16 protein-coding genes and 1 tRNA gene are annotated in these 14,819 nt (G+C 63.4%); 11 read left to right on the top strand and 6 right to left on the bottom strand.

What is annotated here, in order from left to right; all coding sequences use genetic code 11:
* Positions 1 to 138 precede the first annotated feature (138 nt).
* A complete protein-coding gene (locus J6497_RS04600; RefSeq protein ID WP_225703033.1) occupies positions 139 to 348 on the top strand; it encodes a hypothetical protein in 210 nt (69 codons plus the stop codon).
* Positions 349 to 419: 71 nt separating this feature from the next.
* On the opposite strand, the gene J6497_RS04595 is transcribed toward J6497_RS04600, so the two are convergent.
* On the bottom strand, positions 420 to 1,187 hold the full coding sequence (locus J6497_RS04595) for a hypothetical protein (protein WP_225703032.1): 768 nt from the start codon (positions 1,185 to 1,187) through the stop codon (positions 420 to 422).
* A 193-nt stretch (positions 1,188 to 1,380) separates the two neighbouring features.
* Positions 1,381 to 1,818, bottom strand: coding sequence for an acyl-CoA thioesterase (locus J6497_RS04590; protein ID WP_225703031.1), 438 nt, complete (start codon positions 1,816 to 1,818; stop codon positions 1,381 to 1,383).
* A gap of 287 nt (positions 1,819 to 2,105) precedes the next feature.
* Between J6497_RS04590 and J6497_RS41175 the strand changes: the two genes are divergently transcribed.
* Together J6497_RS41175 and J6497_RS04585 are read left to right on the top strand one after the other, a co-directional pair.
* Complete coding sequence (locus tag J6497_RS41175; RefSeq protein WP_283844386.1) at positions 2,106 to 2,240, top strand: hypothetical protein; 135 nt, start codon at positions 2,106 to 2,108, stop codon at positions 2,238 to 2,240.
* A 217-nt stretch (positions 2,241 to 2,457) separates the two neighbouring features.
* Entirely contained in the window at positions 2,458 to 3,936 is a 1,479-nt protein-coding gene (locus J6497_RS04585) for an AMP nucleosidase (RefSeq protein WP_225703228.1), read from the top strand.
* A 235-nt stretch (positions 3,937 to 4,171) separates the two neighbouring features.
* Here J6497_RS04585 and J6497_RS04580 read toward each other — a convergent pair whose 3' ends face one another.
* Both J6497_RS04580 and J6497_RS04575 read right to left on the bottom strand, forming a co-directional pair.
* The gene (locus J6497_RS04580; RefSeq protein WP_225703030.1) at positions 4,172 to 4,636 is read right to left on the bottom strand and encodes a YbhB/YbcL family Raf kinase inhibitor-like protein; all 465 of its coding nucleotides are present in this window, start codon (positions 4,634 to 4,636) and stop codon (positions 4,172 to 4,174) included.
* 59 nt (positions 4,637 to 4,695) lie between these two features.
* Positions 4,696 to 5,124: a CBS domain-containing protein gene (locus J6497_RS04575; RefSeq protein WP_225703029.1), complete on the bottom strand. Its 429-nt coding sequence runs from the start codon at positions 5,122 to 5,124 to the stop codon at positions 4,696 to 4,698.
* 326 nt (positions 5,125 to 5,450) lie between these two features.
* On the opposite strand from J6497_RS04575, the gene J6497_RS41490 reads away from it, so the two are divergent.
* Together J6497_RS41490 and J6497_RS04560 are read left to right on the top strand one after the other, a co-directional pair.
* Complete coding sequence (locus tag J6497_RS41490; protein ID WP_312010215.1) at positions 5,451 to 6,770, top strand: phosphoribosyltransferase family protein; 1,320 nt, start codon at positions 5,451 to 5,453, stop codon at positions 6,768 to 6,770.
* Positions 6,771 to 7,583: 813 nt separating this feature from the next.
* Positions 7,584 to 8,789: a multidrug effflux MFS transporter gene (locus tag J6497_RS04560; protein WP_225703028.1), complete on the top strand. Its 1,206-nt coding sequence runs from the start codon at positions 7,584 to 7,586 to the stop codon at positions 8,787 to 8,789.
* Between the two features lie 127 nt (positions 8,790 to 8,916).
* Here the strand turns inward: J6497_RS04560 and J6497_RS04555 are convergent.
* A tRNA-Pro gene (locus J6497_RS04555) sits at positions 8,917 to 8,993 on the bottom strand.
* A 69-nt stretch (positions 8,994 to 9,062) separates the two neighbouring features.
* Here J6497_RS04555 and J6497_RS04550 point away from each other — a divergent pair.
* The 4 genes from J6497_RS04550 to J6497_RS04535 are packed head-to-tail and all read left to right on the top strand — an operon-like array spanning position 9,063 to position 12,580.
* Positions 9,063 to 10,082: an L-threonylcarbamoyladenylate synthase gene (locus tag J6497_RS04550; RefSeq protein WP_225703027.1), complete on the top strand. Its 1,020-nt coding sequence runs from the start codon at positions 9,063 to 9,065 to the stop codon at positions 10,080 to 10,082.
* Positions 10,083 to 10,109: 27 nt separating this feature from the next.
* Positions 10,110 to 11,537 carry an FAD-binding oxidoreductase gene (locus tag J6497_RS04545; protein ID WP_225703026.1) on the top strand — a complete coding sequence of 476 codons (1,428 nt, stop codon included), beginning with the start codon at positions 10,110 to 10,112 and terminating at the stop codon, positions 11,535 to 11,537.
* Positions 11,534 to 11,986 (top strand): GNAT family acetyltransferase, encoded by a 453-nt coding sequence (locus J6497_RS04540; RefSeq protein WP_225703025.1) that lies wholly within the window; start codon positions 11,534 to 11,536, stop codon positions 11,984 to 11,986. Before J6497_RS04545 ends, J6497_RS04540 begins: the two co-directional genes overlap by 4 nt.
* Positions 11,987 to 11,998: 12 nt before the next feature.
* Positions 11,999 to 12,580, top strand: coding sequence for an NUDIX domain-containing protein (locus J6497_RS04535; RefSeq protein ID WP_225703024.1), 582 nt, complete (start codon positions 11,999 to 12,001; stop codon positions 12,578 to 12,580).
* Positions 12,581 to 12,831: 251 nt separating this feature from the next.
* Here J6497_RS04535 and J6497_RS04530 read toward each other — a convergent pair whose 3' ends face one another.
* Positions 12,832 to 13,593 (bottom strand): SOS response-associated peptidase, encoded by a 762-nt coding sequence (locus tag J6497_RS04530; RefSeq protein ID WP_225703023.1) that lies wholly within the window; start codon positions 13,591 to 13,593, stop codon positions 12,832 to 12,834.
* A 63-nt stretch (positions 13,594 to 13,656) separates the two neighbouring features.
* On the opposite strand from J6497_RS04530, the gene J6497_RS04525 reads away from it, so the two are divergent.
* Together J6497_RS04525 and J6497_RS04520 are read left to right on the top strand one after the other, a co-directional pair.
* The gene (locus tag J6497_RS04525; protein WP_225703022.1) at positions 13,657 to 14,169 is read left to right on the top strand and encodes a hypothetical protein; all 513 of its coding nucleotides are present in this window, start codon (positions 13,657 to 13,659) and stop codon (positions 14,167 to 14,169) included.
* Between the two features lie 73 nt (positions 14,170 to 14,242).
* Positions 14,243 to 14,662 (top strand): NUDIX hydrolase, encoded by a 420-nt coding sequence (locus tag J6497_RS04520; RefSeq protein ID WP_225703226.1) that lies wholly within the window; start codon positions 14,243 to 14,245, stop codon positions 14,660 to 14,662.
* Positions 14,663 to 14,819 lie beyond the last annotated feature (157 nt).

The following is a 14,819-nucleotide window of genomic DNA, read 5'->3' as shown; positions in this document are numbered from 1 at the left end:
TGAACGCCGGGAAATTTCCAATATGGCCCGGTCGAGTGTACGATTGCGTTCTGCTCATGCGAGCCTGCCGCTGATCTGAGAAAACTGACGCGACGAGAATCGGAGAAGGCGGGGATCATCTGAACAGCGAGGCTGATCATGGTGGCAAGTACGAGTGACGGACACCTTCTGCTGGTGAAGAAGCTTGGTGGGTTGGTTGCGATCATCATCGGATGCCTGCTGACGGCAATCGGCGTGGCGTACGAATCCGCCAGCACAACGACGGTCGGCGTTGTATTTCTTGTGCTCGGCGCGGTGCTGCTCGCGCTCAAGATCATAAGACGAAATCAAGGAAGCCCGCTCGGATAGCTGGGACAACGGGCGGCGCGAGCGGAACGGGTCAGCACCCTGTGCCGCTCGGGCGTCTTCTGCTTGAACGCTTAATGCCGTCCCAAGGGCGGCGAATACACCAGCGGCGGCGGCCGGTACGGCCGGGCCGAAATGCCGAAGTTCTGTCCGTACTGCTGCTGGACGGCCGGTATGTTGATGACGCCGACACGGGTGTCCGGCGATCGCGCATCGATCGGCGGCTGATTCGTGACCGGAGGATTGACGCGGTTGACCTCGCCCCTCAAGCGCCGGTTGAGATCGTCATAACCGCGATTGGCGGCATTGCCGGTGCTGCCGCCGGCGACGCTGCTGTTGCCTGATCCCTGCGGCCCGACGCCGAGAGCCGGCGGCAGATTATTCTGCTGCGCGTCGATGCTCACGGGCGGAAGGGCGAATGGCCGCTCGTCCGCCACAGCTACTCCCGCCACGGCGAAGGCTGTCAAATTGATAAGCAATAATAGGCGCATCCCAATCACCTGCTCGACAGTTACGATAGCGACACCCCTTAATATAGTGCACGCTGATTGCAAAAGCGTGTGTCTTGCGCAGGGGTGCAATTCAAATTCTACGTGCTTCCGCTGCTCCCGGTAAACCGCTTGTTCAAACGAGACCCGATCAGCATCTTCGGCAGGATCAACCCCCAGGGTGATCGCAAGGGTGATCAGGACCGCGTTGGCTCCATCCGCAAGTGTTGCCTGGCGCAAACGCGAGGAAACGTTACCGTCGCTTGCGACGAGCTCGAGCAGTCCGTCCGCCATCCGGAACAGGAATACGCCCGGGACCAACCAAACCACGGATGCAAAAGGCAAGCCCAGCATAGGGCAACCTGAGGCGTTCTGCCACAGGCGTGGTGATCACTCCGACGATGAGGCAGGCGACGAAGGTGCCGCCCGCCAGGCTTGCGCCGGCCTTGGCCAACAGGGCCCAGCGCGCCATGGGCGAGCATCCCGATCAGGATCGGGACAGGCAGCATCGGCCATGGCATGGAGAAAAAGGTACCATAGGCCGCGATCACGCCTGAGCAAGAGCCTCTTCGCGGCTTGCAATCAGGGCCCGCAACGGCTCCGCCACGGCAACCGAGTTATGGGTTCGCTGGTCCGTGCACACCCACACGATTTCGCCGGTGGAGCGGAGGTCATCGCTGCCCTTGGCGAAAATCGCGAGCGCGAGCGTGATCGAGGATCGGCCGATCCTCGCGACACGCACGCACACATCGATCTCCTCGTCGAACCGGATCGGCGCCTTGTATTCGACGACCGACCTCACAAGATGGAAATCGACGCCGGTCCTTTCGACCTCGCCGAGATAGTCATAGCCGAGCGCGCGAAAATACTCGGTGATCGCCGTGTCGAAATAAGTCAGGTAATGCGCGTTGAACACCACGGCCTGTGCATCAACCTCAGAATAGCGTACCCGAAATGGATGATGGAACCAGAAATCCTGACGCATGCTTCCTCCTTGCACGAAGTATCGTCCGTCCTCTGATACCACGATCGCTGGGGATGTGGATTGCCCATGACAACCTGCCGTGATCGCTCTGGCGTGACCGTCCTTAGGCCTGGAAACAATATGCAATCGCACGCGCGGCGGGAGACATGATGTCCCCGGCGCGATTGGCGCATGAGTCTAAACGAGCTGCTTTGGTAGCGAGTGGAAGAGCGGAGCGCCGAAGTTGGCCGTGACCTGCCGCTGCAGCTCGACCGGGCAGGTATCGGCCGCGGTCGGACAAAAGCGCAGTGAATCAGGTCGCGCGGCTGCGCTCGCTGGCGATCGAGCGGTGCAGCGTATTGCGCGGGAAAACCGACCTGCAGGGTGCAGCGATGCCGCTCGATCGTGTCGAGGACGGCGTCGGCGTGGAAGCTCTCCATTAGCACAAAGGGGATGTCGGACTGGATGCAGGTGAGAAAGCAGGCAAGCCCGCCAGGGGCAGGGGCATGGCGATGCCGGCAAAGCACTCAATTGCGCGTGACCTTCTCGCGATCGCAGGGCAAGCCGAGCGGCTGCGACGCTTGCGCACCGGCGCCAGCGATCCCCCTTTCATGCTCCTGAGAATCTGCCATAGTAACGACAATGTGCTCCGCTCTCACCATGCTGACCCCGCCGCGGATTGCGACCGACGCGTTTACTGACGCCGCTGCAGCGGTTGCCCGCCTTGAAGAGATCTACGGGCGCAACACCGCCTTCCTGCGGGATCACTTCGAAGCCTATGCCAATGGCGGGTCGCTCGCGGCGCGCGTGCGCGCCAACTATCCGTTCGTGCGCATTGCAACCTCGACCTATGTGCGGGTCGATTCGCGCCTCGCTTACGGCTTCGTCGCGAGGCCGGGCGTGTATGAAACCACGGTCACGAGACCGGACCTGTTCCGCACCTATCTCACCGAGCAGATCGGACGATTGATCGACAACCATGGCGTACCGGTGGAAGTCGGCGAGTCGGACGAGCCGATCCCGATCCATTTCGCCTATCGTCGCGACATCAACATCGAAGCCGCACTCTCTCCCAGCGACAAGTCGAATGTCATGCGATCGCTGCGCGACCTCTTCGACGTGCCTGACCTGGCCGCCATCGACGACGCGATCGCCAATAATACGCTCGAGCTCGCGCCCGGCGCTCCTCAGCCGCTGGCGTTGTTTCGTGCGGCGCGTGTCGATTATTCGTTGCGCCGGCTTTATCACTACACCGGCACGGATCCTGAGCACTTCCAGAACTTCGTGATCTTCACCAACTACCAGTTCTACATCGATGCGTTCGTTGAGTTGTGCCAGAAGCGCCTGGCTGCAGGCGAAAGCGGCCCGGACGCCTTCGTTGGCCCGGGAAACGTGATCACGCACAACGCGCGCCTTGGCGGCGGCACGACCGGGATTCCCCCGGAACGCATGCCGCAAATGCCGGCCTTTCATCTGGTCGAGGCCCGCTATCGGGGCATTACCCTGATCAACATCGGGACCGGTCCGTCCAATGCGCGGAACATCACCGACCATGTCGCGGTGCTGCGTCCGCACGCATGGTTGATGCTCGGGCATTGCGCCGGCCTCAGGAACACGCAGCGGCTCGGAGACTACGTGCTCGCGCATGGCTATGTGCGCGAGGATCATGTGCTCGACCACGAACTGCCGCTTTGGGTGCCGATACCGGCGCTGGCCGAGATGCAGGTCGCGCTCGAGGAGGCAGTGGGCGAGGTGACAGGGGTCGAAGGGTTCGAGCTGAAGCGGTTGATGCGCACAGGAACCGTCGCAAGCGTGGACAATCGCAACTGGGAGATCGGCGATCCCTCGGTTATCCGGCGTTTGTCGCAATCGCGCGCGGTTGCCCTCGACATGGAATCGGCCGCGATCGCCGCCAACGGCTTTCGTTTCCGTGTTCCCTACGGCACGCTGCTATGCGTCTCGGACAAGCCCTTGCATGGCGAGATCAAACTCGCGGGCATGGCGAGCGAGTTCTATCGGCAGCGCGTCGGCCAGCATCTTGAAATCGGCCTGAAGGCACTCGAGCGGTTGAGAGAGCAGCAGTTGGAGCGCCTGCATTCGCGCAAGCTCCGGAGTTTCGCCGAAGTCGCGTTTCAATAACACGACAGACTTTTGCGCGGCCGAGCGCGATCTTCCGCCCATAAGCGGGCCTGATGTGGGGGATGGCTGTGAAGGAGGGCGGAACTGCTGGCAAATAGAGACCCCGCCAGTTACCTTAGTAAACTGACGGGGCTCGTGAACGGTACCTGGTTGGACTTCCTTTTGTACCGCTCACTTACGTGCAGAACGCGTATCGGTATCCGACGTTCCGGGCGTTACAAGAATTTTTTTGCAGCTACCGGCTATAGGTTCCGATCAGCTCCGCCTGCCCGAGCATGTGCTTTTCCGCCGCGCTCCAGATGTCGGCGACCGGCATGTTGGGCGCCCGGGAGAGTTCTTCAACGTCGAGTGCGGCGAGCTTGAAGTGATAGTGATGGGTGCCATGCCCCTTGGGCGGCGCCGGTCCGCCATAGCGCTGTTCGCCAAAATCGTTCACGCCCTTGCCGAGGCGCTCTGTCTTGGGGCCGCGGCCCACGCCTTCCGGAAGCAATGTTCGCTCGCCCATGATGTTGTAGAGACCCCAGTGGCGGAAGGTTCCAGAGGGCGCGTCGGGATCCTCCACAATGAGCACAAAACTCCTGGTTCCTGCAGGCGGGTCCGACCATTCGAGCGGCGGTGACAGATTTTCACCGTCAGCCGTGTATTTTTGCGGGATCGTCTTGCCATCCGCAAAGGCGGGGCTTTTCAAGTTGAATGTCATGCGATCACTCCTGCGGCTTCAGCATCAGGAAGCTTCTTGCTGGCTTGGAACGCAAACCCTCAGCGACGCTCCTTGTCCGTCATCTCGGAAATGCCCTGCAGCGCATCCTGCGCGGCGCCGCCTTTTGAGCGGCCGAGATCGGCAAGCGCGATCACGCCGACCATGCGCTTGTCGCGATTGAGCACGGGAAGCCTGCGCACCTGATGCTTGGCCATCACCTGGGCCGCGGCCTCCGCATCATCATCGTCAAAGCAGTAGCTGACGCCTTCGGACATGACCTCGCGCACCGCTGTGTTGCCCGCGGCGCGGTTGTCGGCGACGGCGCGCACGACGATGTCGCGGTCAGTCACCATCCCAATCAACCGGTTATTCTCGCCGACCGGTAGCGAACCTATGTTGTCGGCCCGCATCTTGCGCGCTGCATCCCCGATCGACATGTTTGGATCGGTGATCTCGACGTCGGGTCGCATGATTTCTCGAACTTGCATCCTCTTCTCCTGCAACTTTGATCGAGGATCCTGTTCCACCCGCTGCACGCTTCGACTGCGAGCGGCGATGAGGAGGAACGTCCGGCTGCGGGATGAGTTGCGTTGAAAATTGCCAGTTGAAAATTACCAAATGCGTCTCTCAGCCGCGGGACCGGTCTGCCGCTGTGCGATGTTGGCGCGCTGAACCAACAAACACCAAGGGAACCCAGCATGGCCCTCTCCCCTGCTGCCGAGCGCGTCCGCGAGAGCAGCGACCGCAAGCGCATCGATCTCCTCCGCGCGGCGCGTGAGCACTTGCCCGACCTCTGTCCATTCGGATTCCGATCATGACGAGCGGACCAGAGCAGATCAGCGACGTCAGCATTGGTCCGCATCATCTCGCCGGCATACTGGGCGTGCCTAAGGGCGCGACTGCCATCGTGGTCTTCGCGCATGGCAGCGGCAGTGGCCGCAACAGCCCGCGCAACAATCAGGTGGCAGCGGGACTACGCGCGGCAGGTTTCGCTACCCTGCTGCTTGATCTCCTCAGCGAACAGGAAGAGCGCGACCGCAGCAATGTCTTCGATATCGGCCTGCTGGCGTCACGGCTTGCCGAGGCCACGGACTGGGTTCATGCCAGGCCCGAATTCGCGATGCTTCCCGTCGGCTATTTCGGCGCAAGCACTGGGGCCGCGGCTGCTCTGGTGGCGGCGGCCGAACGGCAGAATGTCGGCGCGATGGTCTCGCGCGGCGGACGGCCCGATCTCGCCGGCACGGCGCTGCGCGCCGTCACCGCGCCGACGCAATTGATCGTGGGAGGCGCCGACTTGCCGGTCATTCCGCTCAACCGTGCCGCCTTCGATGAGCTCTCCTGCGAAAAGAATTTCGTCATCGTGCCGCGGGCCACTCACCTGTTCGAAGAACCGGGCGCGCTCGAGGAGGTCATCGAGCACGCGAGACGCTGGTTCCGCCAGTTCCTGTCATCGCCTCTGCCAGGAACGTCCGACGAATGGGTCTTCGCCGACCGGCGCGAGGCAGGACGCCGGCTCGTGACGGCTCTCGCGAAGTTTGGGAACGACAACCCGGTGGTGCTGGCGCTGCCGCGTGGCGGCGTGCCGGTCGCATTCGAGGTCGCGCAGGCGCTGAACGCGCCGCTCGATGTCGTGCTGGTGCGCAAGATCGGTGCGCCCGGACACGAAGAGCTTGGGCTGGGCGCGGTGGTCGACGGCGCCAAGGCGCAGGTGGTAATGAACGACGAGATCGTTCGCGCCATCGAGCCCGGCGCCGACTATCTCAAGGCCGAGACATCGCGCCAGCTAGCCGAGATCGAGCGGCGGCGCCGCCTCTATCGCGACAGCGAGCCACCCGTCGACATTGCCGACCGCACCGTGATCGTGATCGACGACGGCATCGCAACCGGCGGAACGATGAGGGCCGTGCTCAAGGCGCTCTCCAGGGTGGGGGTGCGCCGGCTGGTGCTCGCAGTGCCAGTCGCTCCGCGCGACACGCTCGAGAGCCTGAAGGCGGAGGCCGATGAAATCATTTGCCTGATGACACCCGAATCGTTCTTTGCAGTCGGCATGCACTACCGGGACTTCAACCAGACCTCGGACCGCGAAGTGGTGGAGCTGCTGCGTCGCGCCAAGGGGAATGGAGGCCGTGGGTGAGCCGATCGGGCGAAGGTAATGCGGCGAACTTGAATGCATGATGTCGAGAATGGCTTCATGATTACCTCAATCCTTTGTCAAAACTATTGAGCCGGAAGAGCGTCATCGATGGTGCCGGTGACCGCCGTGCCGCAATCGCCTGGCGCAGGCCGGTCCGCGAACCTGGCGTCGTTGACGCGCTGGACAAATGAATCAGATGACGCGGTAAATGAGGTTTGGCATCAAATTGTCCTTTCCAACAGAGCGCGGGCCGGTGCGGGCCTACCCGCCAAGGTGGCGAGACAAATGATGGGGACGCCGGGCAAAACAAATACTGCTTCGATATGCAGCCATCGGCGGATATGGCTGGTGCTGGCCGAGCCATTCCGCCCCCGCAAGCCCTCCTCGCGGAGCGCGATTTCGACAATTTCCCTCAGTGGCTTGCGTGCTGCCTGACTAGCGTAGCTCAGTGGAAAATCGTTTGAGGAGATCAGCGAACAGGTCAGGAACGAGAGGCGGCGGGAGCGATCCAGCGCGCTGATCGCTTACTCGGCAGGACCGCGCCTTTCGACTGACTCGACGAACTGTTGCACGAAGGACGCACTCCATGACATCCATGTCCGCGATCATCGGCGCTTCACGTCGGTCATCTTCCAAGACGGATACGGCACCCCACATTTCCCAGCACATGCGCCACTCGACCTGCCGCAACCCCCGACCGCGTGCACGGCAGGCGTCACCCGCTATCAATATTTCGAACGGCGGATGATCGCATTTTTGACGCGCGCATCAACGCCGATCGTCTGAATACGAGTCCCCTGGAAGTCAGCCCTCATGGTTTCGACCTATACCAAGAACGCCGTTGTGCTCGGCCTGCTGTCGGCGGTCGGCCCATTCGCCATCGACATGTACCTACCGGCGCTGCCGACCATCGCGCATGACCTGAACGCCTCGACGGCGGCGACGCAGATGACCTTGATGGTGTTCTTCGTCGCCTTCGGCATCTGCCAGATCGTCTACGGCCCGATCTCCGACATGGCCGGCCGCAAGCCGCCCCTCTATGTCGGCCTGACGCTGTTCATCATCGGCTCGATCGGGTGCGCTCTTTCGCCTAGCGTCGGCTGGCTGATCGCCTTCCGGTTCGTGCAGGGCATCGGCGCCTCGTCGGTGATGGTGATTCCGCGCGCCATCATCCGCGACCTGCACACCGGCATCGAGGCGACGCAACTGATGGCGCTGGTGATGCTGGTGCTGAGCGTCTCGCCAATCCTTGCGCCGCTCGGCGGCAGCGCGTTGATCGTGCCGTTCGGCTGGCGCGCCGTCTTCGTGGCAGTCACCATCGTCGCGGTGCTGGCCTTCATCCTGATGGCGCTGCACCTGCCGGAAACGCGGCCCGCGCACGAGCGCGTCGACGTGAGCATGCACCATGTGCTGGAAAGCTTCGGGCAATTGCTGCGGCACTGGCACTTCCTCGGCCTCACCTTCATCGGTGGGCTCGGCATGGCGAGCTTCTTCGCGTTTCTGGCGAGCTCTTCCTTCGTCTATATCGACCATTACGGCCTATCGCCAACCACCTTCAGCTTCGCGTTTTCGATCAACGCCTTCGGCTTTATCGGTGCCTCGCAGTTTGCAGCAAGGCTCGGCCAGCGCTACGGCATGGGCCGGGTGGTGATTGCGGCGACGGCGGCCTATGCGCTGTTCACCACGCTTCTGCTCGCCCTCAACCTCGCCGGCATCGATAGTCTTGCAGTGATGATGGTGCTGCTGTTCCTGGGCTTCGCCGCCATGGGGCTCGTAATCCCCTCGACCATGGTGCTGGCGCTGGAGGAGCACGGCCCGATCGCCGGCATGGCATCGGCGCTGGGCGGTACCCTACAGATGGTGACGGGCGGTCTGATGATCGTGATCGTCAGCCTGTTCTTCGATGGCACCGCGCGGCCGATGGTCGCGACGATCTCCTTGTGCGCGCTCGGCGCTCTCGCACTCTCGCTCGCCACGTTGCGCCGGCGCGAGCTCGCCACGCCGCAGCCCGCAGAGTGACTGCGGCGGCCGCGCCGAATCGCGCCACCAGCGTCTGGAAACTGTCCGAAATCGCGGCCCATCCGCCGTGCAACAGGCCATTACGTTGTGCAGCCAGGATATCGAAACTATAAGTACTTGAAACTAATGGTCGGAGTGGCAGGATTCGAACCTGCGACCCCTGCGTCCCGAACGCAGTGCTCTACCGGGCTGAGCCACACTCCGACTAAGAACGCGGCTTATAGCGTCGGGCTTGGGTAACCGCAAGCAGCGCATTTGAGGATTTTAGTCACAGTGGAAACCAGCCTGGAAACCCGGATCCTGCCGGCCGGAACAGCCGCGACCGCGGCGGCCGCCGGCGCGCTCGCAGGAGGCGGCCTGGTGGCGTTCCCGACCGAGACCGTCTACGGGCTCGGCGCCGACGCCACCAATGCGGCCGCGATCGCTCACCTCTACCAGGCCAAGGGGCGGCCGGCGTTCAATCCCCTGATCGCGCATGTCGGCGATCTCACTGCTGCACGGCGGATCGCCCGGTTCGATATGGTGGCGACCGCGCTCGCCGAGGCGTTCTGGCCGGGGCCGCTGACGCTGGTGCTGCCGAAAACCGAAGACTGCCCCGTGGCGGAGCTCGCGACCGCGGGGCTCGAGACCGTCGCGGTGCGCGTGCCCGCCCACCCCGTCGCCCGCGACATCCTCCGCGCCTTCGGCCGGCCAGTGGTGGCGCCGTCCGCCAACGTGTCCGGCCACGTTTCGCCGACCACGGCGGAGCATGTCGCAAGCGACCTTTCGGGGCGCATCGACCTGATCGTCGATGGCGGCCCGGTCGAGGTCGGAGTCGAATCGACCATCGTCGGCTGCTTCGAGCGCGCGACGCTGCTCCGGCCAGGCGGGCGGCCGCGCGCGGAGATCGAGCGCGTGCTCGGCCACAGGCTCGACCAATTGCCGGCGGATGCCGAAAGCGACAGCGGCCAGCCGCTCGCGCCGGGCGACGGCGGCAGGCCGCTCGCGCCGGGCATGCTTGCCTCCCACTATGCCCCGCGCACACGCGTGCGACTCAACGCCGACAGCATCGCGCCCGGAGAGGCGCTTCTGGCGTTTGGGCCCTTGAGAATATCGGGGGTTGATTCGGCCGCCGCCGTGATGAATCTGTCCGTTGGCGGCGATCTTGCCGAGGCCGCCGCCAATCTGTTCGGCCATCTCCGCGCGCTCGACACCAAGGCCGCGCGTGCGATCGCGGTGATGCCCATTCCGGGTGAAGGTCTGGGCGAAGCCATCAACGACCGGCTGCGCCGCGCAGCCGTTGGCCGCGACTGAAGCGCGGCCGGAGTGAAAGAGACCGGGATGAACATCGCAGAGCCGCCAGCACCGCCGCTTTCGCCGGACCTGATCGACAAGTTCCGCGCCATTGTCGGCGACAAATATGCGGTGACTGACGCCACCGACATCGCGCCCTATCTGGTCGAAGAGCGCAACCTGTTCCAGGGACGCTCGCCGCTGGTGCTGCGGCCGGGCTCGACCGCGGAAGTATCTGATATCTGCAGGCTCGCGAGCGAGCATCGCATCGCGCTGGTGCCGCAGGGCGGCAATACCGGCCTGGTCGGCGGGCAGACACCGCATCATGGCGAGGTCGTGATCTCCCTGCGGCGGCTGGACAAGATCCGCGAGATTGACACCGCCTCCAACACCATGACCTGCGAAGCCGGCGTGGTGCTGCAGGTGGCCCAGCAGCGCGCGAGCGATGTCGACCGGCTGTTTCCGCTCTCGCTCGGCGCCGAGGGAAGCTGCACCATCGGCGGCAACCTCTCGACCAATGCCGGCGGCACGGCTGCATTGGCGTATGGCGTGGCGCGCGAGATGGCGCTGGGGCTCGAAGTGGTGCTGGCCGACGGGCGAGTGCTCAACGCACTATCGAAACTGAAAAAGGACAATACCGGCTACGACCTGCGCAACCTCTTCATCGGCGCGGAGGGCACGCTCGGCATCATCACTGCCGCGACCTTGAGGCTGTTTCCCAAGCCGCGGGCGATCGAGACCGCCTTTGTCGGGCTGAAATCGCCGGCGGACGCGTTGAAGCTATTGTCGATCTCGCAAGCGGAAGCCGCCGGGAGCCTGACCAGCTTCGAACTGCTCGCCGACATCGCGGTGGATTTCTCGATCCGGCACGGCATCGACATCCGCGATCCGCTTGCCAGCAAGCACCCCTGGTATGTGCTGATGGAGCTGTCCTCGCCGCGCGACGACGCGCGCGACACGCTCGAGGTGATCCTCGCCGAGGGCATGGAAGACGGGATCGTCGACGACGCCGTGATCGCGGCCAATTTGAGCCAGCGCCAGGCGTTCTGGAAATTGCGCGACGAGATGTCGGCGGCGCAGAAGCCCGAAGGCGGCTCGATCAAGCATGATATTTCGGTGCCGGTCGCCGCAGTGCCGGCCTTTATTGAAGAGGCCAATGCAGCGGTGGTGAAGCTGATCCCGGGCGCAAGGCCGGTGCCGTTCGGCCATCTCGGCGACGGCAACATCCACTACAATGTCAGCCAGCCGATCGGTGCCGACAGCGCGGACTTCCTCAGCCGCTGGCATGAGGTCAACGCTGTCGTGTTCGACATCGTGCTGCGGATGGGCGGCTCGATCTCGGCCGAGCACGGCATCGGCGTGCTCAAGCGCGATGAATTGCCCGACGTCAAGGACGGGGTCGCGATCGAACTGATGCGCAGCATCAAGGCGATGCTCGATCCGCTCGGCATCATGAATCCCGGCAAAGTGCTGTGAACGCTTCAACCCACGAAACGCTGACGATCAGGCCAATCGAAGATGCTGACGTCGGCGACGTCATCGCGCTGTGGCAACGTTGCGGCAGCGCGCGGCCATGGAATGATCCGGCCTCCGACATCGCGCTGGCGCGCAAGGAAAGTAATTCGACGGTCCTGCTGGGCCGTCATGACGGCAACATCGTCGCGTCAGTGCTGGTTGGCCACGACGGCCATCGCGGCTGGGTTTACTACGTCGCGTCCGATCCCGATCACCGCTTCAAGGGTTTTGGCAGGGCGATGATAACGGCGGCTGAAGACTGGCTCCGTGCCCGCGGTATCGCAAAAATCCAGCTTATGGTGCGACCCGACAACAGCAAGGTTCAAGACTTCTATGAATCGCTCGGCTATTTCGAACAGAAGCGTATCTTCTACGCCAAATGGCTCGATGGACGCGAACCGACGCCGTAGCCGGAGTCACTCATGAGCATCTCCGATCTCGTCCGCGTCAAGGAGGTCCGCACACTCTCGGACGAGCACTACGTGCTGAAATCGGTGACCTTCGACTACCGCCGCAGCGACGGTGCCTGGCAGACACTGAACCGCGAGGTGTTCGACCGCGGCAACGCCGCGACGCTGCTGCCCTACAATCTCGCAACGCGCAGCGTGGTGCTGGTGCGGCAATTCCGCCTGCCGCCGTTCCTCAACGGCCATGATGATCTCATGATCGAGGCGGCCGCGGGCATGCTGGACGATGAAACCCCGGAGAACCGGATTCGCGCCGAGGCGGAAGAGGAAACCGGCTACCGGCTTCATCATGTCCACAAAGTATTCGAAGCCTTCATGAGCCCGGGCTCGGTGACCGAGAAGCTGCATTTCTTCGTCGCCGAATATGATTCCTCGATGCGGATCGGCGACGGCGGCGGCCTTGCCCATGAGGGCGAGGACATCGAGGTGCTGGAACTGTCGATCGATGAAGCGCTCGCGATGATTGCAGACGGCCGCATCGTCGATGCCAAGACCATCATGCTCGTGCAATACGCGGCGCTGAATATTTTCAGGTGAAGTGTAGGGTAGGCAAAGCGCAGCGTGCCCAGTCTAGAGACTATGCCTTCGCGGTGCCAGTTACTGTGCCCTCTCCCCTTGTGGGAGAGGGCAGCGCCGGGGTCCGCAACGAACTCGATTGGGTGAGGGGTCTCTCTCTGCGAGCGCCTCGCCCGCGGAGACAACCCCTCATCCGTCGCGCATTGCATGCGCGCCACCTTCTCCCACAAGGGGAGAAGGGAAAGAGGTGCGCTTTGCCCCACGCTACCACTTCAAAACAAACTCCCCTGCCCGTCGTCATCCGCCACGGTCGGCGGCTTGCGCGGCGCGGCCCGTTTTGCCTTCGGCGTCTCGGCCGCACGCTCTTCTTCCGAAATCGGCAACGGCAATTGCGCATCGTCATTGGCGGCGTGGTTGACCCGCATTGAGACCTCATGCCAGGCGAATTCGCCGACCACCGGGCCCTCCAGCATCGGCGTTGCCAGCGAGACATCGTCGTTGCGGCAATCGAGCCAGCGCTCGAACGCGTCCGGCAAGATCGTCACGGGCACGCGGGGATGTAGCGTCGCCAGATCAGCACTGGCTGGCGCGGTGATGATCGCAACCGTATCGACCTCCTCGCCGTTCGGTCCCATCCAGGTCTCCGCCAGCGCGGCGAAACCAACCGGCTGCTTGTCGCGACGATAGATGAAGTAGGGCCGCTTGCGGCTGCCCTCATCGTGCCATTCATAATAGCCGTCGGCCGGGATCAGCGAGCGGCGGCGCCTGATCGCATTCTTGAAGGCGGGCTTCTCCAGCACCGTCTCCGAACGGGCGTTGAACAAGAGGCCAACCTGGCGGGGATCCTTGACCCAGGCGGGCACCAGGCCCCAGCGCATCAGCCGGAAATGCCGGCCGCCGTTCTCGAGGATCACCACCGGAACGGGTTGGGTCGGCGCGATATTGTGCCGGGGCGGGAAGTTGGGCTGCTCGACGTAGCCAAAGAGCAGCCTGATCGCCTCCGGCGGCGAGGTGATGACGAAGCGTCCGCACATGGTTCAGGAAAACTAAGTACTCGTTCAGGACCTTTTAACCGCCTCTGTCAAACACTGGACGGGATGACATCCACGGGCTCACCAGCAGCGGAATCCGATCGCCCGACACGGCGACCGGCGGGCCCGGACGAGGCCCGGACGGCAACATTGCGCGCCGCCAACATCAATCCCCGCACCGGGCTCGCCACCGATTACCTCAATCACTTCAACGAAGCCATCATGCTGCTCGAGATGATTCCGGACATGCCGGAATGTGCCGAGGATTTCATGAGCTGGCGCCCGCTGTCATACGCCGAGCACTTCACGGCCTCCAACTTCAGGGCACGCGATCTCGCGATCGAAGCCTATGAAACCGCCGATCCCACCATCCGCGCCGAGTTCGACAACATCACGACGACCATGACCTCGATCCTGACGGCGGTGAGTGCTGCGATGGGCAAGGTGAGCCAGGACAAGACCCGCGCCAAGCTGGCGGAGCAGGCCACGATCTGGGTCAAGCCGCTGGTCGCACTCGCCGGCGGCATCATCAATGGCGGCACCGAAGCCGATATCGAGCGCATCATGGCGAGCGAGTAGCTGCGCTGCGGTTAGACCTTTCGTCGCCAATCGGGCATGATCGCCGCCGGTTTCCCCGGATTTGGATCGCGTCTTGACCTCCCCCGCCCTGCCTGCCCGCCCCCAGCTTGCCGTTTCCGGTGCGATCTTTCGCAACGGCAAGGTGCTTTTGGTTCGCCGCGCCCGCTCGCCAGGCAAGGGCTTCTATTCGCTGCCGGGCGGCCGGGTCGAATTCGGCGAATCCCTGCATACGGCGCTGCACCGCGAGGTCGACGAGGAGACCGGACTCAAGATCGACGTCGTCGCGCTGGCCGGCTGGCGCGAGGTGCTGCCGGGTCCGACCGGCAGCGGGCATTATCTGATCATGTCGTTCGCGGCGCGATGGGTGGCGCGGGAACCACGCCTGAACGACGAGCATGATGATTTCAAATGGCTGGAGCCCGAGGCGATCGGCGACCTCAAGGTCACCGGGGGCCTGCAGGAGATGATTGAGGCGGCCCGGCGGCTGATTTGAAGCCCTGGATCATGATCCGATTAAACGGAATCGGATCATGATCTCATCTCTTTGTTTGAGCATGATCTTTTCGGAAAACCGGGTTCCACTTCTCCGGATCATGCTCCAGGGGCGGCTTCCGGCGCCTTGCCTGCAGCACGATCCACGGGCATATGAC

The organism is Bradyrhizobium cenepequi (assembly GCF_020329485.1).
Classification (GTDB): domain Bacteria; phylum Pseudomonadota; class Alphaproteobacteria; order Rhizobiales; family Xanthobacteraceae; genus Bradyrhizobium; species Bradyrhizobium cenepequi.
The sequence above is the reverse complement of the archived record's forward strand: the minus strand, read 5'-3'. Positions and strand labels throughout refer to the sequence as shown.

Coding starts and splice junctions, on each gene's coding strand:
- J6497_RS04600 (WP_225703033.1), top strand. CDS start 139: ATGGTGGCAAGTACGAGTGACGGACACCTTCTGCTGGTGAAGAAGCTT.
- J6497_RS04595 (WP_225703032.1), bottom strand. CDS start 1,187: ATGCTGGGCTTGCCTTTTGCATCCGTGGTTTGGTTGGTCCCGGGCGTA.
- J6497_RS04590 (WP_225703031.1), bottom strand. CDS start 1,818: ATGCGTCAGGATTTCTGGTTCCATCATCCATTTCGGGTACGCTATTCT.
- J6497_RS04585 (WP_225703228.1), top strand. CDS start 2,458: ATGCTGACCCCGCCGCGGATTGCGACCGACGCGTTTACTGACGCCGCT.
- J6497_RS04580 (WP_225703030.1), bottom strand. CDS start 4,636: ATGACATTCAACTTGAAAAGCCCCGCCTTTGCGGATGGCAAGACGATC.
- J6497_RS04575 (WP_225703029.1), bottom strand. CDS start 5,124: ATGCAAGTTCGAGAAATCATGCGACCCGACGTCGAGATCACCGATCCA.
- J6497_RS41490 (WP_312010215.1), top strand. CDS start 5,451: ATGACGAGCGGACCAGAGCAGATCAGCGACGTCAGCATTGGTCCGCAT.
- J6497_RS04560 (WP_225703028.1), top strand. CDS start 7,584: ATGGTTTCGACCTATACCAAGAACGCCGTTGTGCTCGGCCTGCTGTCG.
- J6497_RS04545 (WP_225703026.1), top strand. CDS start 10,110: ATGAACATCGCAGAGCCGCCAGCACCGCCGCTTTCGCCGGACCTGATC.
- J6497_RS04535 (WP_225703024.1), top strand. CDS start 11,999: ATGAGCATCTCCGATCTCGTCCGCGTCAAGGAGGTCCGCACACTCTCG.
- J6497_RS04530 (WP_225703023.1), bottom strand. CDS start 13,593: ATGTGCGGACGCTTCGTCATCACCTCGCCGCCGGAGGCGATCAGGCTG.
- J6497_RS04525 (WP_225703022.1), top strand. CDS start 13,657: ATGACATCCACGGGCTCACCAGCAGCGGAATCCGATCGCCCGACACGG.